This is a genomic window from Bradyrhizobium sp. 613_E4_N2_2, from assembly GCF_052075995.1.
GTDB classification, from domain to species: domain Bacteria; phylum Pseudomonadota; class Alphaproteobacteria; order Rhizobiales; family Xanthobacteraceae; genus Bradyrhizobium; species Bradyrhizobium barranii.
In genome coordinates, this window is sequence record NZ_CP197234.1 from 8347664 (window position 1) to 8364947 (window position 17284).

Below are 17284 nucleotides of genomic sequence, written 5' to 3' on the forward strand. Positions count from 1 at the left end.
GGAGACCCTCGCGATCGGCACAGATGCAGCCACACGCAAGCTGCAGTCCCCTCCCCCCTTGCGGGGGAGGGTTAGGGAGAGGGGTTGCCCCACGGGGACTTCCTCCATCAATTCAAAGCGTCTGGCGAAGCTCTCTCGCGCCTTTTGCTGGGCTGCCCCTCTCCCCCGCCCTCCCCCGCAAGGGGGGAGGGAGCGCAGGGTCAACCGCGGCCACAGCTCGTCTTCAAACAACGCGTCAAAACTTGTACGTCACACCACCACCGACCAGCCACGGATCGATATGCGCGGTGCCTGTGACCGGCAGGCCGCTGACGGTCGCTGAGTAATCCGGCCGCAGCCAGAGCTTCTTGACGTCGACGTTGAGACCCCAGTGCCGGTCGAGCATGTAGTCAAAGCCGAACTGCACGGCGCCGCCCCAGGCGTTGCTGACGTGCACGCTGGTGGTGGTGGCAACGATCGCGGGCGGACCGACGATGGCGGCTGGCGCATTGGCAGCCGAATTGTTGAAGAACACGGTGTAGTTCACGCCGGCGCTGATATACGGCTTGAACGCGCCGAAATTGTCGAAGTGATATTGCAAGGTCAGCGTCGGCGGCAGCAGCGTGGTCTTGCCGATCGGCAGGTTCGCGAGCGAGCCGTTGCCGCTGATCGAGTGCCTGGTCACGCCGAGGATCAGCTCGGCCGCGATGTTCTTGGTGAAGAAATAGCTGATGTCGAGCTCGGGCACGACCTGGTCGCTGATCGAGAGCCCGGAATTCGGCGACGACAGCGACGGCACGCCTGCGACATTGACGGTTGAGCCACCGGCATCCGGCAACACGCCGAGCACGCGCAGACGCACCATCCACGGATTGAACGCTTCTACCGGCGGCGGTGCCTTCTTATAGACAGGCAGATCGGCCGCCTGCACCGAGCCAAAAGTCCCCACGAGCATCGCGCCAACCGTCGCAAGCCGCGCCAGGTTTTTTGTCGTTCCGTTCATTGCATTCCCCTTCAGCCATCTCTCGCGCGTCGTTGCGCGACATCAGCGTCAGAGCAGAAAGGGGATGGTGATGGATTTGACGCCGATCAAATCAGGACTGACGCGACACGATTTGGTTGTGGCGTTGCCGATGTGTCACGAGAAACGCGAATGAATGCGCAGGATAATTCCGTAGCCGATGTCACGGCCGCTCGGGATGGTTCAGCATGTACTCGCCGAGATCGCGCTGACGGCGGTCGGACCGGGCGGTGGCAGCGTTGCGCTGGACGTCGCGGTCCTTGCGGCATGCCACGTATTCGGGCGAGCCCTGCGCATAGCCGCGACTCTGACAGACCGCGTCGTCATCGTCACCGCCCACCGCCACCGGCGTCTGGTAGCGCGCGGAGCAGGCGGAGACAGCGATGGCGAGCAGCACGGCGACAAGCAGGCGCGGCGCGGTGGCGAGTGGCATACGAGGTCCCCTGTTGGCCGGCCCTGTTTAGCCCGGAATGAGGAGATTGTAAGTCCCTGGGCGTCGTTCTCCACGCGCTGTCATTCCCCGCGACCCGGCTACGCCAAGGCTTCGCCGGGGTTGAGGTCCAGGGGCGCCGAAGCTTTAGCGTAGGCGGCAGGCGGGGAATCCAGTACTCCGCGGCGGTCATTGGGTCACACAACTCCGGCCGCGGCGTACTGGATCACCCGCTTTCGCGGGTGATGACAGCGGAGATCGCCTCACACCCTGCCCTTCAGCGCCTCGCCGATCTCGTCCAGCACCTTGGGATCCTCGATCGTGGCCGGCATGGTCCAGGCTTCGCCATCGGCGATCTTCTTGATGGTGCCGCGCAGGATCTTCCCCGAGCGCGTCTTCGGCAGGCGGCCGACGGTGATGGCGAGCTTGAAGGCGGCGACGGGGCCGAGCCTGTCGCGCACCAGCGCGACGATCTCCTTTTCGATCTCCGCAGGCGCGCGCTTCACGCCGGCCTTGAGCACCAGGAAGCCGCAGGGCACCTCGCCCTTGATCGCGTCCTTGACGCCGAGCACGGCGCATTCGGCGACGTCCGGATGCGAGGCCAAAATCTCCTCCATGCCGCCGGTGGAGAGCCTGTGGCCGGCGACGTTGATGATGTCGTCGGTGCGGCCCATCACGAAGACATAGCCGTCCTCATCCTTGTAGCCGGCGTCCGAGGTTTTGTAGTAGCCGGGGAATTCAGTGAGGTAGGCGTCCTTGAAGCGCGCGTCCTGATTCCACAACGTCGGCAGGCAACCCGGCGGCATCGGCAGCTTGATGACGATCGAGCCCATGGTGTTGGGGCCGACGGGCTTTGCGGCTTCGTCGACGACGTCGACCTGGTAGCCCGGCATCGGCACCGTCGGCGAGCCATGCTTCACCGGCAGCATGCCGAGACCGACCGGATTGCCGGCGATGCACCAGCCCGTCTCGGTCTGCCACCAATGGTCGATCACCGGCACCTTCAACTGCTGCTCCGCCCATTCCACCGTCGGCGGATCGGCGCGCTCGCCGGCGAGGAACAGCGTGCGGAATTGCGACAGGTCGTATTGCCGGATGAACTTGCCTTCCGGATCCTCCTTGCGGATCGCGCGGAACGCCGTCGGTGCGGTGAAGAAGGCGACCGCCTTGTGCTCGCTGATGACGCGCCAGAACGCGCCGGCATCGGGCGTGCCGATTGGCTTGCCCTCGTACATGATCGACGTCGCACCATGCAGCAGCGGGCCATAGATGATGTAGCTGTGGCCGACCACCCAGCCGATGTCGGAGCCACACCACCAGACCTCGCCCGGCTTGACGCCATAGAGATTGAACATCGACCATTTGACCGCGACGAGATGGCCGCCATTGTCGCGCACCACGCCCTTGGGGATGCCGGTCGTGCCTGAGGTGTAGAGGATGTAGAGCGGATCGGTGGCGGCGACAGGCACGCAAGGGGCCTTCTTGCCGTCGTTCATCGCCTTGCGGCGAAGGCTCTCCCAATCGTAGTCGCGGCCCGGTGTGAGGTCGCAGATATGCTGGGAACGTTGCAGTACGATGCAGGCCTTCGGCTTCGTGCTCGCAAGCTTGATCGCCTCGTCGAGCAGCGGCTTGTACTGCACGATCCGGCCGGGCTCGATGCCGCAGCTTGCGGAGAGAATGAGCTTCGGCTGAGCGTCGTCGATGCGGGTGGCGAGTTCCTTGGCGGCAAAGCCGCCGAACACCACCGAGTGCACCGCGCCGATGCGCGCGCAGGCGAGCATCGCGACGACGGCCTCCGGCACCATCGGCATATAGAGGATGACGCGATCGCCCTTGGCGACGCCAAAATCCTGCATGATGGCGGCGAGCGCCTGCACCTCCCCCAATAGCTCGGCATAGGTGAACCTGGTGACCGAGCCCGTCAGCGGCGAATCATGGATCAGCGCGACCTGGTCGGCGCGGCCGCGTTCGACATGGCGGTCGAGCGCGTTGTAGCAGGTGTTGACGACGCCTCCCATGAACCAGCGGCCGTAGACGCCCTGCGAGGCATCGAAGATCGTCTTCGGCGGCTCGATCCAGTCGATCTCCGTGGCCGCCTCGGCCCAGAAGCCCTGGGGATCAGCCAGCGAGCGCGCATGGACCTCGTGATAGAGGCTCGTTCCCTTGACGTTCATTCCCGCGCTCCCATCCCTTTCGCCTAGCCTTGACTTGACCGACAGGACGAGCGTCCCGCCATGACAGGGATCAAGTGCCGGCGTTGTTTGAGAGGTATTTTCCCGGGAACGGGCCGCGGTTCAAGCTGAAAAGGATGGGTCTTTGGGAGGGAGGGAAGAAAGGCCATCGCAGCAAGCTGGAGCCACGACAAAGGTGAGCCCTCTCCCCCCTTGCGGGGGAGAGCGGGAGAGAGGGGTGGCCACGAACTCTGTCTGGAGTTTGTGGCCACCCCTCTCCCTAACCCTCCCCCGCAAGGGGGGAGGGAACGCAGTGTGCGCGTAGAGGCGCCTCAACTCTCCATCGCATTCAGCCGCTGCAACCGTTCCTGCATGACCTTCCTCAGATCATAGCCGGGCCGGCCGAAGCTCGTATTCCGCGTGGCGAGGAAATCGCGCTGGGTCTTGCGCAGGTCGCCGGCCGAACGGCCTTTCGTGGCCTTCAGCACGCGCTCATAGGTCTCGGCGATCTGGCGATCGAGCACGCCGAGTTGCGGATCGGCGCAGATCACCTTCTCGACCTCGCGCTTCGCCGTGGCGCAATCGAACGACGGGCCGTTGCCGGAATTCGCCGCGAGCGGACGCAGCGGCTCGGCGCCGTCTCGTAATCGGCCAGCGCCTTCTTGCGCTCGCCCATCTTCTTGTAAAGCACCGCGCGGTTGTTGAAGGTCTGCGCGAAATTCGGATCGATCTTGAGCGCAGCCTCGTAGTCGCTGAGCGCCGCGCCAAGCTCGCCCTTGAGCTGGTAAGAGTCGCCGCGGTTGGTGAAGAAGTTCGGCCGCGGCGCCAGCCGCAGCGCCTGGTCGTAGTCGGCGATCGCCTTGTCGTACTCACCCATCGCGGCCAGCACCAGGCCACGATTGTCGTAATATTCGGGGACCTTCGGATCGAGCTTGATCGCCTCGCCGTCGTCGGCGACCGCCTTGTCGAGCTGACCGAGCTTCTTGTAGGCCGCGCCGCGATTGGTGTAGGCGCGCGGCCGGTTCGGATCGAGCCGCAGCGCCTCGCTGAGATCGCGGATCGCCTTCTCGTTGTCGCCACCGAGATAATAGTTCACGCCGCGGTCGGACCAGGCCTGCGCATCATCCGGCTTCAGCTTGATCGCCTGATCGTAATCGGCGAGCGCGCGGTCGAGCCGGCGCTGATTGGTGTAGACGACGCCGCGCAGCTCGTAGGCTTCCGCGTCCTGCGGATCGAGTTCGATGGCCTTGCTGAGATCAGCCGCGGCACGGTTGAGATCGCCGCCGGCCTCGCGCAGCAGGTCGCCGCGCAGGCGCCAGGCCTTTGCGTTCTTGCCGTCCAACGCGATGGCGCGGTCGATATCCCGCAGCGCCTGCGTGAGGCCGCCTGAGGTTCGCGCATTGGCGTCGGCGCGCACCAGCAGCGCGGCGGCGCGGTCGGAGCTCGAATTGGTGGTTTGGTCGATGATGGCGCCGCACGCCGTGATCAGTTCGGCGGGCGCAGTCTTGCTGCCCATCACGCAATCGACGGTAGCAGAGGCCGGGGCGGCGAGGATAAGGCTCATCGCGGCGCTGAGCAGGAAGGCGCGAAGCGGGATTTTGGCAAACGGGAACATTTGCGCGGAAGAACGCGTGCCGCACATCGGGAAGACTCCGTGACATCAGGTGTTCACCATTGTCGCGGCGGGCGAGGAATGGGTTCAATTCGGGCCTGTTAGGGACGCACGGGCGCCTGCACTCCCTCGCCCGGTTTGCGGGGAGAGGCGAAGGAAGCCCTCAATACCCGTCCACCCCGTTGATCCGCTGCAGCCGCTCCTGCATCGCCTTCTTCAGATCGTACCCGGCCCGCCCATAACCAGCATTGCGGCGGGCAATGAATTCGTCCTGCTCGCGCTGAAGTGCCTTGGCTTCCGCAGGATTGCGCGCCTCCCGGACCACGCGGGCATTCGATGCAAAAATCTCCCGATCGAGATCGGCGAGCTCGCGGTTGGCGCAGATCGCCTTCTCGACCGCCCGGGCCGCACTCTTGCAATTGAAGCTTGGCTTGCCGGCCACAGCCATCTGCGCGCCGATCCGCTCGAGCTCGCGCGCCATCGCCTTGTGATTGGCCTTGGCCTTCTCGTGGTTCGGATCAATCTTCAGTGCGGCGCCGAAATCCTGCACCGCCTTCGGCTTGTCGCCCTTCTTCAGCCAGAGCTCGCCGCGGGCGTTGAAGAGGTCGGCCAGGGTCGGATCGAGTTGAAGAGCGCGGCTGTCGTCGGCGATCGCACGGTCGACCTGGTCATGCCGCGCATAAAGCGCGCCGCGCGCGACCAGCGCCTTGACCAGGTCCGCCTTGGCCGTCTTCTCGTTGTCGATGACGGAGGCGCAGGCGGAGCCGGCCTTGTCCATGTCGTCGGCGGCAGCAGCAGCGAGGCACGGCGCGACATCGACCTGCACGACGGCGGCGGGCTCGCCGCCGGTCGCGGCACGGGCCGCCCCGAGCGAAAGCGCAAAGAGCGCCACCGCACCGGACAATCGAATGAGATTTTGAGAACGCATGCTAGCTGCAGTCGGAAAGTCTTGGCTTGAATCTTGGCCTGGGTCTTGGCTTGGGTCTTGGCTTGAGCCTTGCCTTGAGGGTGCACTATCCATCATACGGCCGGATTGGTGCTAGCTTGTGGCACAGCCAAAATCGGTTTCGGGGATCAACGTGTCGACATTCGAATGGATCATCGTGCTTCTGCTCGGCGCCGTTGCATTATCGGCGCTGGCGCGGCGGATCAAGGTCCCCTACCCGACCTTTCTCGCCATCGGCGGCGCGCTGATCGCGTTCGTGCCGAACAGCCCGTCCTGGACGCTCGAACCCGACCTGGCATTGGCGCTTTTTGTCGCACCGGTGCTGATGGATGCCGCCTTCGACACCTCGCTGCGCGATCTCCGCAACAACTGGGTTCCGGTCTCGACCCTGGTGGTCGCCGCGGTCGGCCTGACCACGGTCGGCGTGGCCTTCGTCGCGCACCGGCTGATGCCTGACATGCCCTGGGCCGCCGCCATTGCGCTCGGCGCCATCGTGGCCCCGCCGGATGCGGCGGCCGCGGTCGCGATCCTGAGCCAGGTCAAGCTGCCCTATCGCATGGTGAAGGTGCTGGAAGGCGAGAGCCTGCTCAACGACGCCAGCGCGCTTCTGATCTATCGCATCGCGGTCGGCGCTGTCGTCATGGAGCATCTGAAATGGAGCGAGGTCGCGCCGACGATTGCACTCGGGCTGGTCGGCAGCGTCCTCGCCGGTCTTTTGGCCGGGCGCATCATCCCGCTGTTCCTGGAACGCGTGAAGGAAGCGCCGAGCGCGATCATCGTGCAGTTCGCCACCACCTTCATGGTCTGGATCGCAGCCGAGCATCTCGGCCTCTCCGGCATCCTCACCATCGTCGTCTACGCCATCACCGTCGCGCGCACCGCGGGGGCGCGCATGCCGGCGCGGTTGCGGGTGCCGTCCTATGCGGTCTGGGAGACGATGGTGTTCGTGCTCAACGTGCTCGCCTTCATGCTGATCGGCATGCAGATGCGGCCGATCTGGACGCGGCTCGACGCGGAGGTCCGCTGGGAATATTGCGTGGCGGCCGCCTGGATCCTGCTCACAGTGGTCCTGGTGCGGCTTGCCTGGATCACGTTCTACCGCGCGACGCTGCGCGTCCTGATCGCGCACGGGCTCTATCATCCGAAGGATCCCAAGCAGGTTGCCTCGCCGAAGGGTGGCCTCATCATCTCCTGGTGCGGCATGCGCGGTCTCGTCACGCTCGCCACCGCCTTCGCCCTGCCGGAAAGCTTCCCCTATCGCGACTTCATCGTCTTCATCGCCTTTGCGGTGGTGCTGGGCTCGCTGGTCATCCAGGGCCTGACGCTGCGGCCGCTGATTCTCGCCTTCGGCCTCAAGGACGACGATCCCGTCGGTATCGAGGTCGCGCGCGCCCGCGCAGTCGCCTATCGCGCCGCGCTCGATGCGATCGAGGACGATCCGTCGGAGGAGGCGGAAATCCTGCGGCTCGAATACCGCGCCATCCTGATGCAGGCCGACGACGATCCGCACGGCGGCATCGCCAGCGGCGAATTGCCCGCCGATCCGCTGCGCCGCCGCGCCATCGAGGCCGCGCGCAAATCGATCCTCGGCCTTCGCGATACCGAAGTGATCGGCGACGACGCGTTTCACCGGATCGAGGAAGAGCTCGATCGCGCAGAGTTGAGCGCGGGCGGTTAAACTCCGCTCGAGCGTTGAGCGGCGTCCCGGCCTATCCAGGTGGTCAGGAGCTTGAACCAAACACCGCCTCTCCAGACTCATTCCAGATGACGACCTTGATCGACGACCGTCGTGTACGCGCGCGTGATGCGTCGCCTGCACGATATTTTTATCTCAATATGGCACTGGCCTGCGCGGCCACCGCGTTTCTCGGCTTCGCGCCGACCTATTTCGTACCGCTCGCGCAGCGGACGTTTTCCGCGAGCCCGGTGATTCATTTTCACGGACTCCTGTTCTTCACCTGGTCTCTCTATTTCGTGATCCAGACCTGGCTCGCGGCGTCGGGCCGCGTGGTCAATCACCGCGCGCTCGGGATTGCCGGCGTGTCGCTTGCGACCGCGATGACGATCTTCGGCTTCCTCGCCTCGGTGCACGTGATGCAGCACGCCGCCGCACTTGGGCAGAAGGATGCCGGCATCGGCTTCTCGATCGTGCCGATGAGCGGCATCGCGTTCTTCGCGGTGGTGTTCGTGCTCGCGATCATCAACACGCGAAAGCCCGAGATTCACAAGCGCCTTATGCTGCTTGCCGCGGTCTCGATCCTCGACGCCGCGATCGCGCGCTGGTTCATTACCTTCCTCGCGCCTCCCGGACCGCCCGGCCCGCCGCCGGTGCCCGTCACGATCGCCCCGGCCGTGGTCGCTTCGCTCCTGCTCGTCGTCGCTATGGTGCGCGACTGGCGCACCGATGGCCGCGTGCACCCGGTCTACATCTACGGTACGCTCGCGCTGCTGGCGGTGAAGGTGCTGAACTGGCCGATCAGCGAGAGTGCGGCGTGGCATTCGTTTGCCGGAGGCATCCTGGCGCTGGCGCAGTAGTCACCGCTGTCGTCCCGGACAAGCGCAGCGCAGATCCGGGATCCATAGCCACAGGACGTGGTTTGGCGAAGACTCGGAGTTGCTAGCTCGCGCGGCAACTTCGTCCTGTGGCTATGGGTCCCGGGTTCGCGCTTTGCGCGTCCCGGGACGACGAAGGAAATTGGAGCTACGCCCCCGCCTTGCACGTGATCCCGCCGTCGACCACCAGCTCGATCCCCGTCACATATTTCGACTCGTCCGACGCCAGGAACAGCGCGGCATTGGCGACGTCCCAGGCCTCGCCCATGTGCCCCATCGGCACCTGCGCATCGCGCGCGCGCCACATCGCTTCGACGTCGCCCTTGGCGTAGCTGTTCGCGAGACCCGCGGAATGCTCCACCATCGGCGTCTTCATCAGGCCGGGCAGGATTGCATTCACCCGCACATGGTTCTTCGCGAACTCGATCGCGGTGGAGCGCGTCAGCTGGTTCATTGCCGCCTTGCTGGCGTTGTAGCTGACATAGGAAATCCCGACATGCCGGATCGAGGCGATCGAGGAGATGTTGATGATCGAGCCGCCGCCCTGCTTCACCATCACGGGGACGATGTGCTTCATGGCGAGATAGGCGCTCTTGAGGTTGACAGTGAAGACGCGGTCCCAGCTCTCCTCGGCGACCTCGACCACGCTGCCCATCTCGGCGATGCCGACATTGTTGTCGAGCACATCGATGCGGCCATAGGCTTTCAGGCACGCCGCCACCATCGCCTCGATCTCGCTCGCGCGCGAGACGTCCGCGGTGAAGGCAGTCGCATTGCCGCCCTCACCCGTGATGATCTTCGCGGTCTCCTCGGCTGCGGCACCGTTGCGATCGACGCAAAACACCTGCGCGCCCTCGCGCGCAAAGGTCACCGCGGTCGCCTTGCCGTTGCCCCAGCCGGGCCCGATCGAGCCGGCGCCCACCACCATCGCAACCTTGCCCTTGAGCCGATCCATCGCGTGTCTCCCGTGTTGTTGTTAATTGTAGCCCGGGCGTGGCGAGCTACGGATCGTTACAGACCTTCATCGTGGTGACGTTAGCACCGATGGGATGCCCGACAATCTCCGAAAGAGTCCGGCAGCTTCCATCATGGCATAACCGCCATTCCCCGGCCGCGCCGGAATTGCCAAGCACGACCTCCTGCATCGGTGCACGCTGCGGCTGCCATTGAAACCAGCCGTCGACGAGGCGCGCCTCGGGCGGCGGCTCCATGCCGGGCCCGGTGCCTTTGACCCGCGCCTGCACCAGGTCGAGGCCGGCAGGCGTGACGCGCCAGTCCTCCTGCCAGTCGACCTTCGCGATCGAATGCGTCCACACCAGCGTGAAGGCGGAAAGCGCCAGCGCTTTCACGCCACCCGCTGTTGCGAAGCAGAGGCTCACGCGGCTTCGACGACGGCGGGCGGACGCTGCCGCCACTGCCACAGCAAGAGCGCGGCGGAGAGCACGAAGCCGGCGGTGTCGCTGAAGGCGAAGTCACCGAGCAGGCAGAGCGCGGCTCCGAGCGCGAGCACGCGTTCGAGCAGCGTCATGCGCGTGAACAGAAAACCGATCGCGACCATGCCGAACAGGCCGATCGCCACCAGCGCCTTGAAGGTCGCGAGCGCCACCGCACCATAGAAGCCGAGCTTGGCCGCCATGGGATCGCCGGCCTGCAGCATCAGCGCCGGCGAATAGACGAAGATGAACGGAATGACGTAGCCGGCTAGCGCGATACGCATCGCCTCCCAGCCGATCTTGTCCGGATTCTCCTTCGCGATCGGCGCCGCCGCCAATGCGGCGAGTGCCACCGGCGGCGAGAGGTCGGCCATGATGCCGTAATAGAACGCGAACATGTGGCTCGCGATCAGGGGCACGCCGAGCTTCGCCAGCGCCGGCGCGGCGAGCGCGGCGGTGATGATGTAGGTCGGGATGGTCGGAATGCCGGTGCCGAGCAGGATCGACAGCAGCATGGTCATGATCAACGCCAGGAACAGGCTCTTCTCGCCGAGACCGATCACCCAGCTGCCAAAAATGGTGCCGACGCCGGTCTGCGACATCATGCCGATGATGACGCCGACGATGGCGCAGGCCATACCCACCGTGATCGCCGACTTCGCACTCTCGGCCAGCGCATTGCGGCATTCGCGCAAGGCCGCGAACCCGCCGCGCACGAACGCCGTGATCACGATCAGCCCGACGACGACGCTCGCGACCGGCACGATCTGGAGACCGTCGCGCGACAGCGCGCCGACGACGAGCGCAAGTCCGATCCAGAAGATGGAGCGGACGACCATCGAGGAGGCGCCGGCCGTGATGCTGGCGCCGAGGATCAGTGTCACCGTGAGCGCAAGGCCCATGCTGCCAGCATAGAGCGGCGTAAAGCCCTCGAACAGCATGTAGACGAGCGCCGCGAGCGGCAGCACGAGATACCAACGCGTCACCAGCGCCTTCCAGGCGCTCGGAATCTCCGAGCGCTTCATGCCGACGAGGCCGTGCTTGCCGGCTTCCAGATGCACCATCCAGAAGGCGGACGCGAAATAGAGGATGGCGGGGATCGCCGCCGCCTTGACGATTTCCGAGTACTGGACGCCGAGCGTCTCCGCCATGATGAAGGCGACCGCGCCCATCACCGGCGGCATGATCTGCCCGCCCATCGAGGCCGTCGCCTCGACACCGGCGGCAAAGGCGCGGCGATAGCCGAACCTGATCATCAGCGGAATCGTGAACTGGCCGACGGTGACGACGTTGGCGACGCCGGAGCCGGAGATGGTGCCCATCATGCCCGAGGCGAACACCGCAACCTTCGCAGGTCCGCCGCGCGTCCTGCCGAACAGGCCGAGCGAGACATCGGTGAAGAGCTGGATCATGCCGGCGCGTTCCAGGAACGAGCCGAACAGGATGAACAGGAAGATGTAGGTCGCCGAGACGTAGATCGGCACGCCGTAAAAACCTTCGGTGCCGAACGACAGATGCGTGACGATCTGGTCGAAGTCGTAGCCGCGATGGTTGAGCGGCGACGGCAGATATTGCCCGAAGAACCAGTAGACGAGACACGCGCCGCACATCAGCGGTAGCGCCGCGCCCATCAGGCGCCGCGTGCCCTCGAAGATCAGCACCGCGAGCAGCGTGCCGACCGCGAGATCGAGCCGCGTCGGATCGCCGTCGCGCGCAATCAGGTCGGCATAGAAGATCCATTGATAGAGGCCGCAGAAGAAGCCGGCGCCGCCGATCACCCAGCCAAGCGCGCGACCGACATCGCTCTTCGCGGTGAAGTTGGCGATCAGGCCGAAAGTGAGGAGAACGAGGAAACCGACATGTACCCCGCGCACCACCTGGCTCGGCAGATAGTTGAAGGCGGCGACATAGAGCTGGAAGGTGGCGAAGGCAATGCCGATCCAGTAGGCGAGAGTGCCCCACCAGCCCGGACCAAAACCTTCCGGAAAACCGTGCTCGAAATTGTCGAATTCAACCTTGATAGGCCCTGCGGAGCCCTCTGCCTGCAACATCGATATGTCCCCGAGCCCTTATGGTGCGTCATTATAACATTGGCAGTGCCACCGCACGCGTCATGGCCGGGCTTGTCCCGGCCATCCACGGCCTACGGTGTCGCCAAGAACGTGGATGCCCGGGACATCTGCGCGAAGACGCGCTTCGCGCTTTTGCCCGGGCATGACGACACGAATGGAGCTGATCTTACTTGATCAGCCCTTTTTCCTTGTAATAGCGGATCGCGCCGGGATGCAGCGGAACCGGGCTGCCGGTGGCGGCCGCCTCGAGCTTGATCTCCTTGCCCGCGGCATGGGCGTTCTGCAATTCGGGCAGCGACTCGAAGATCAGCTTGGTCATCTGGTAGGCGAGGTCGTCCGACACCGCGGAGCTCGTCACGAGATAGTTGACCACGGCCGCGGTCGGCACGTCCTTGTCCTGGCCGGTATAGGTATTGGCCGGAATGATTGCCGAGATGAAGGGCGGGCCGATCTTGTCGATGGTCTCCTTCGGCACCGACACCACGGTGATCGAGGCCGAACTCGAGAGATCCTTCAGCGAGGCGACGCCAAGGCCGGCCGATTGAAGCGTCGCGCCCAACTGGCGGTTCTTCATGAGGTCGACGGATTCGGCGAACGGCAGATATTCGACCTTGCCGAGGTCCTTATAGGTCATACCTGCGGCCGCGAGGATCGCACGGGAATTGAGCTCGGTGCCCGACTTCGGCGCGCCGACCGAGAGGCTCTTGCCCTTGAGGTCTGCGAGCGTCTTGATGCCCGATTCGGCGGTCGCGACAATCTGGATGTAGTTCGGATAGATCGCGCCGATGGTGCGCAGCTTGTCCAGCTTGGACTTGAAGCCGGCTTCCTCGTCGCCCTCCCAGGCGGCTTTGAGCGAGTCACCCAGCGTGAACGCAATTTCACCGCGGCCCTGCTGGAGCAGGATCAGGTTCTCGACCGACGCCTTGGTGGCCTGCACCTGCGTCTTCACATTCGGAATCTTGTCGCCGTAGATCTTTCCGATCGCGACCCCGAGCGGATAGTAGACGCCGGAGGTGCCGCCGGTCAGCACGTTGATGAAGGATTGCGCATGCGCGCAAGGTGCCGACGCCGCCAGGGCAAGAGCCGCGGCCGCGCCGAAAATCGTCCGTTTCATGGTTGTTGTACTCCCCAAACCGGCCGGGAAATTGGCCGGATGGGGGAAGCGGGTCAACCCATCCAAAAGTCACAACAGGACTGCGGTAAACGGCTGACCCGGCTCGATTTTTGGGGAACCCGCGGGTGCGGCGAGGTGGCGCAATCAGGGTCTGGCGCGTGTCTCGCCCTCGCCGGCAAGCCTTACTGGCAAGCTCTTGCTGGCAAGCCCTTATTGGAAGGTCATGTCCAGGCACTTGGAGATGTCGGAGCCGAGGCCGGAGGAGATGATGATGCAGCCGCGCACCTTCTGCGCGGTGACGTCGGCGGCCCAGACCGAATAGCCGCCGGGGCCGAAGAACGAGTTGGTGTTCGGCGGTTCGGTCTCGGTCGCGTCGAAATCGTATTTGCCGTCGGTCTCGAAGATGCGCGGCTTCTTGGTGCAGCCGCCGTCGGTCTGGACGTTGATGACTTCCTTGTTGTCGCGGGTCAGCGCCAGCGAGACCTGGCAGCGGAAATATTCCGAGGTCTTGGTGTTGAACAGGTAGGTGTAAGACTTGCAGGTCGCGGTGTTCAGCTTGCCCGGGGCGAGGCCACGGCTGCACGAAATCCGCTGGTTGTGGCTGAGTTGGTAGTCATCCGCCCGGGCGACGGGCGCCAGCGCCGTCACCAACAGCGCGGCGGCTGAGCAGGCTTTCACGACTTGGTTCATCCGAATCATCCCCCTACCAATATTTTTGTCGAATTGCGTTCTAGACTGAAAGCGGAACATAGTCGCGCGGGGACGAAGGGAAAATCACAAACTGCTGGGCAGGACGTGATGCGCTGCGGCGCTTTCGCAAATTGACCTGTAAACGCCGTTCGTGATTTGTTCAAGATGGCAACCCCAACGATGGGGAGGATGGGATGATGGCATTTTCAACGAAGACATTTGCACTTGCACTCACAGCAACGCTCGGCGCATTCAGCGCACCCGCATTGGCGCAGACCGCGGCAACGCCCTGGGAGCTCAAGCCCGACACCGGCTATGCCTATGACAAGGACGGCAAGACCTTCTCCTACAAGATGGGCACCAACAATGCCGGTGAACTCCTGAAGGGCGCCAAGAAGGTGCCGAAAGGCACGCTGTTCTTCATCGGCCACAACGGCCAGCTCTACATGCGCAGCGGCCCGTATCTCGAAGGCGACGGCAAGTTCAAGTTCGGGTCGGATCAGTAAGGGGCGACGGCCAACCCAAGCACTCGGTGTCATCACCCGCCTTGTGCGCGCTTGCGCACTGGGGCGGGTGATCCAGTATTCCAGAGGCCGTTGTGCTTCAATCGAGAGGCTGCGGCGTACTGGATGCCCCGGTCAAGCCGGGGCATGACAGCGGAGGATGTGGCAGCGAGGACTAGAACGCCCCCGCCAGCTCCCGTGCGCCGGCATTGTTGCTGTTCGAGTCCATCCGCGTATCCGTCACCGCCAGCAGCTTGGCCACCGTGTTGTGGCGGATCGCGACCGGGTTGCGCTCGTAGCCGCCGCGCTGGAAGAAGTTCGAGGTCGGCACCTGCTCGCGCATCGCCTGCGGCATCGTCACCATGTCGAGGCCGGTGCCGTCGCCGGTGAGGTTCATCATCTCGAGCTCGGCGGCGGTGAGCGGCCGGGTGTAGCCCTTGGTGCGCGCGAACAGCACCGAAGTCAAAAGCTTATGGGTTTGCAGCATCGGGCCGATATCGATGTCCAGCACCATGGCATGCATGGCCCAGCCCTGCGCGGTGTTGCCGATCTTCTCGTGCTCCGACCAGGTGTCCGGCACCGATTTCGCCTGCGCCACCATCTTCTTCAGCACGGCAAGCTTGTGCTCGAGCGGCTGGCGCGCCGGCCCGGACGTCCGCGCCACCTTGTCGGAAAGCGCGCGGATGAGTTCATGGCCCTGCTCGGCCAGCAGCTCGACGCTGTTGGTGGTCAGGAGCTGGTTGTAGCCCATCGCGGTCGAGATCGCGCGCTTGCCGCCATGCTCAATACCCGCCTGCACGTCGTAATTGCCGGTGCCGCCGGTCTCGAACGAATAGACCCGCACCGCCTGCTCGCGCGTCAGCCCCGAGGCGAGCGCGTAGCGCGCATAGGCGCGCTTGAACTCGACCTCGCTGGACGGCCGCTGCGGCGTGAACTGATAGAGCTCGCGTGCCGCCTGCAGGAGATCGGCGACCACCGGTATCGGCTTTCTGGTCGGACGATCCGGCGTTTCTTCCGGCTCCGGATTCACCGGCCGCTTCGGCCCGTTATAGAGCGGCGGATGCTGCAGCACATAATCGTCAAGCGTCACCTGCTGTCCGCTGCGCCGCTTGGCGTTGCGGCCTTTCCGCTTCTCGGAGATCTGGCTCCAATAGGCACCCGCCTCTTCGTCGAAGGCCCCGCGCGCCGCCTGATATTCCTGCAGCTTGCGGCGATATTCGAGCACGGCCGGCGACGCGCCACCCTGCGCAAAGAACTGCGACAGCAACTGGGCCTTGGCATCGCGGACGGCCGGCGGCAGCGCGTCGGCCTCGCCGCCTCGCGCAGTGGGCGCGAGCAGGACGAGCGCGAATGGAACTAGCGCGAGATGTTTTCGAATCGAATGATGCATGCTGCCCTCTTAGCAGGCATCCGGTAACCGTCACGTTAACGCGCCGTTTACCATCGTCACTTCCAGGCGAACACCGGCTGTTCCAGCTCGGTGACGCGGGTGTGACGTCCCGCCAGCACCTCACGGAACTGGTAGATCAGCGCCGCGGTCGGCGCGTGGATCAGGCTCTTCTCGTGATGGAAGCGGATCACGCGGCGGGAGCTTTCGGGAATCGCGATGAAGTCGAACGCGTCTTCGCGCTCGATCGTCGCGAGCGCGATGCGGTGGACCGAGGCGACCTCATCCGGGTTCGGCCGGATCGCGGCACTGTCGGCCGTCCAGACCACCACCGGCGTGATCAGATAGCCGGAGCGAGTCGGATAATCGTCGAGCGTGCCGAGCACCTCCGCATGCGAAAGGCGGAGGCCAAGCTCCTCATCAAGCTCGCGCAGCGCCGCTTCGACCGGCGTCTCGCCGGCATCGCAGCGGCCGCCCGGCAAGGCCCATTGGCCGCGATGGGCGCGCAGGTGTGACGCGCGCAGCGTGAGCAGGAATGCGGTGTCATCGCCGTCACTCGCCGCGGTCAGCGCGACCGCCACCGCGGCGTGCTTCAATGCGGCGGGCGCATCATCCTCCGGCAGGCGCGTGAAGGCCGCGCAGGCAGCCGCGATATTCCGCCGTGTGGCATCGTCGAACGGTCTCATGATGCTTGACTACACCACGTCAGGCCCCGATGAAATGAGCTCGCAAGGCCCGCGCAGCAATGGACGACGACATGACCAACAAGGCCGCCGCAAGGCTCAAATCGGACGGCTGGAGCATCCTGGAGACCACGGGCTTCCTGCACCTGATCGGCCCCTTGTGGGAGCGCAAGGTCGACGGCCATTACGAATTCGCGCTCGCCACCGAGGACAAGCACCACAATCGCCGCGGCATGGTCCAGGGCGGCGTGATGATGACGTTCGCGGACCGCACCTGCGGCATGACCGCCCGCTACGTTTCCGGCAAGGAATTCATGGCGACGGTGCAGCTCGACACCCATTTCGTCGAGGCCGGGCAGATCGGCGACATCCTGATCTCCCGCCCCCGCGTGGTGCGCTCGACGCGCAGCCTCATCTTCATGAGCACCGAAGTCACCGTCGACGGCCGCTGCATCGTGATGGCGAATGGCGTGTTCAAGATCTTGAAGGGGCCGGGGTAGCGGCGCGCGGTCGGGCTGCCGCTCCAACCACACCCACCGCCGTCATTCCCGGCGAAAGCGGGGAATCCAGTACGCCGCGGCCTATCGGTTCAATCTTTGCCTCCTCGGAATACTGGATCGCCCGATCAAGTCGGGCGATGACAGCTGAGAGTTTGGCAAGCGGCCTCCCCAATCTCGTCATTGCGAGCGC

At 64.7% G+C, this 17284-nt stretch carries 15 protein-coding genes and 1 pseudogene; 4 read left to right on the plus strand and 12 right to left on the minus strand.

Translation table 11 applies throughout. From position 1 onward, the window contains the following. Positions 1-235: 235 nt before the first annotated feature. From AB7290_RS39625 to AB7290_RS39645, 5 genes and pseudogenes are all read right to left on the minus strand, one after another. Positions 236-982: an OmpW/AlkL family protein gene (locus tag AB7290_RS39625; protein WP_085400948.1), complete on the minus strand. Its 747-nt coding sequence runs from the start codon at positions 980-982 to the stop codon at positions 236-238. A gap of 181 nt (positions 983-1163) precedes the next feature. Next, positions 1164-1433, minus strand: a complete 270-nt coding sequence (locus AB7290_RS39630; protein ID WP_085400946.1) for a hypothetical protein — start codon at positions 1431-1433, stop codon at positions 1164-1166. 260 nt (positions 1434-1693) lie between these two features. After that, positions 1694-3604: a propionyl-CoA synthetase gene (locus AB7290_RS39635; protein ID WP_085400945.1), complete on the minus strand. Its 1911-nt coding sequence runs from the start codon at positions 3602-3604 to the stop codon at positions 1694-1696. A 329-nt stretch (positions 3605-3933) separates the two neighbouring features. After that, positions 3934-5243 (minus strand): annotated as a pseudogene (locus AB7290_RS39640) (tetratricopeptide repeat protein). Between the two features lie 133 nt (positions 5244-5376). Next, positions 5377-6141, minus strand: a complete 765-nt coding sequence (locus AB7290_RS39645; protein WP_085400943.1) for a tetratricopeptide repeat protein — start codon at positions 6139-6141, stop codon at positions 5377-5379. 118 nt (positions 6142-6259) lie between these two features. Between AB7290_RS39645 and AB7290_RS39650 the strand changes: the two genes are divergently transcribed. Together AB7290_RS39650 and AB7290_RS39655 are read left to right on the plus strand one after the other, a co-directional pair. After that, positions 6260-7837 (plus strand): cation:proton antiporter, encoded by a 1578-nt coding sequence (locus AB7290_RS39650; RefSeq protein ID WP_085400941.1) that lies wholly within the window; start codon positions 6260-6262, stop codon positions 7835-7837. An 86-nt stretch (positions 7838-7923) separates the two neighbouring features. Beyond that, entirely contained in the window at positions 7924-8694 is a 771-nt protein-coding gene (locus AB7290_RS39655; protein WP_085400939.1) for a hypothetical protein, read from the plus strand. Between the two features lie 166 nt (positions 8695-8860). Here the strand turns inward: AB7290_RS39655 and AB7290_RS39660 are convergent, their stop codons facing one another. The 5 genes from AB7290_RS39660 to AB7290_RS39680 form a co-directional block, all read right to left on the minus strand. Continuing rightward, positions 8861-9667 (minus strand): SDR family NAD(P)-dependent oxidoreductase, encoded by an 807-nt coding sequence (locus tag AB7290_RS39660; protein ID WP_085400938.1) that lies wholly within the window; start codon positions 9665-9667, stop codon positions 8861-8863. Positions 9668-9713: 46 nt separating this feature from the next. After that, positions 9714-10091 (minus strand): DUF1850 domain-containing protein, encoded by a 378-nt coding sequence (locus tag AB7290_RS39665; RefSeq protein WP_167768178.1) that lies wholly within the window; start codon positions 10089-10091, stop codon positions 9714-9716. Further along, the gene (locus AB7290_RS39670; protein ID WP_085400935.1) at positions 10088-12196 is read right to left on the minus strand and encodes a TRAP transporter permease; all 2109 of its coding nucleotides are present in this window, start codon (positions 12194-12196) and stop codon (positions 10088-10090) included. Before AB7290_RS39670 ends, AB7290_RS39665 begins: the two co-directional genes overlap by 4 nt. Before the next feature lie 187 nt (positions 12197-12383). Then, positions 12384-13331 carry a TAXI family TRAP transporter solute-binding subunit gene (locus AB7290_RS39675; protein ID WP_063985861.1) on the minus strand — a complete coding sequence of 316 codons (948 nt, stop codon included), beginning with the start codon at positions 13329-13331 and terminating at the stop codon, positions 12384-12386. Positions 13332-13541: 210 nt separating this feature from the next. After that, positions 13542-14021: a hypothetical protein gene (locus AB7290_RS39680; protein WP_085400933.1), complete on the minus strand. Its 480-nt coding sequence runs from the start codon at positions 14019-14021 to the stop codon at positions 13542-13544. 197 nt (positions 14022-14218) lie between these two features. Here AB7290_RS39680 and AB7290_RS39685 point away from each other — a divergent pair, with 197 nt between their 5' ends. Continuing rightward, positions 14219-14527, plus strand: coding sequence for a hypothetical protein (locus AB7290_RS39685; RefSeq protein WP_085400981.1), 309 nt, complete (start codon positions 14219-14221; stop codon positions 14525-14527). A 172-nt stretch (positions 14528-14699) separates the two neighbouring features. Here AB7290_RS39685 and AB7290_RS39690 read toward each other — a convergent pair whose 3' ends face one another. Continuing rightward, positions 14700-15914 carry a hypothetical protein gene (locus AB7290_RS39690; RefSeq protein ID WP_085400931.1) on the minus strand — a complete coding sequence of 405 codons (1215 nt, stop codon included), beginning with the start codon at positions 15912-15914 and terminating at the stop codon, positions 14700-14702. Positions 15915-15970: 56 nt separating this feature from the next. Next, positions 15971-16597 (minus strand): NUDIX hydrolase, encoded by a 627-nt coding sequence (locus tag AB7290_RS39695; protein ID WP_085400930.1) that lies wholly within the window; start codon positions 16595-16597, stop codon positions 15971-15973. Positions 16598-16668: 71 nt separating this feature from the next. Here AB7290_RS39695 and AB7290_RS39700 point away from each other — a divergent pair, with 71 nt between their 5' ends. Continuing rightward, complete coding sequence (locus AB7290_RS39700; RefSeq protein ID WP_063986737.1) at positions 16669-17094, plus strand: PaaI family thioesterase; 426 nt, start codon at positions 16669-16671, stop codon at positions 17092-17094. Positions 17095-17284 lie beyond the last annotated feature (190 nt).

What these genes read in the sequence shown, in the direction of transcription:
- AB7290_RS39670 (WP_085400935.1), bottom strand. Translation starts at nt 12,196, where the DNA reads ATGTTGCAGGCAGAGGGCTCCGCAGGGCCTATCAAGGTTGAATTCGAC.
- AB7290_RS39660 (WP_085400938.1), bottom strand. Translation starts at nt 9,667, where the DNA reads ATGGATCGGCTCAAGGGCAAGGTTGCGATGGTGGTGGGCGCCGGCTCG.
- AB7290_RS39690 (WP_085400931.1), bottom strand. Translation starts at nt 15,914, where the DNA reads ATGCATCATTCGATTCGAAAACATCTCGCGCTAGTTCCATTCGCGCTC.
- AB7290_RS39655 (WP_085400939.1), top strand. Translation starts at nt 7,924, where the DNA reads ATGACGACCTTGATCGACGACCGTCGTGTACGCGCGCGTGATGCGTCG.
- AB7290_RS39630 (WP_085400946.1), bottom strand. Translation starts at nt 1,433, where the DNA reads ATGCCACTCGCCACCGCGCCGCGCCTGCTTGTCGCCGTGCTGCTCGCC.
- AB7290_RS39685 (WP_085400981.1), top strand. Translation starts at nt 14,219, where the DNA reads ATGGCATTTTCAACGAAGACATTTGCACTTGCACTCACAGCAACGCTC.
- AB7290_RS39700 (WP_063986737.1), top strand. Translation starts at nt 16,669, where the DNA reads ATGACCAACAAGGCCGCCGCAAGGCTCAAATCGGACGGCTGGAGCATC.
- AB7290_RS39635 (WP_085400945.1), bottom strand. Translation starts at nt 3,604, where the DNA reads ATGAACGTCAAGGGAACGAGCCTCTATCACGAGGTCCATGCGCGCTCG.
- AB7290_RS39695 (WP_085400930.1), bottom strand. Translation starts at nt 16,597, where the DNA reads ATGAGACCGTTCGACGATGCCACACGGCGGAATATCGCGGCTGCCTGC.
- AB7290_RS39680 (WP_085400933.1), bottom strand. Translation starts at nt 14,021, where the DNA reads ATGAACCAAGTCGTGAAAGCCTGCTCAGCCGCCGCGCTGTTGGTGACG.
- AB7290_RS39625 (WP_085400948.1), bottom strand. Translation starts at nt 982, where the DNA reads ATGAACGGAACGACAAAAAACCTGGCGCGGCTTGCGACGGTTGGCGCG.
- AB7290_RS39645 (WP_085400943.1), bottom strand. Translation starts at nt 6,141, where the DNA reads ATGCGTTCTCAAAATCTCATTCGATTGTCCGGTGCGGTGGCGCTCTTT.
- AB7290_RS39675 (WP_063985861.1), bottom strand. Translation starts at nt 13,331, where the DNA reads ATGAAACGGACGATTTTCGGCGCGGCCGCGGCTCTTGCCCTGGCGGCG.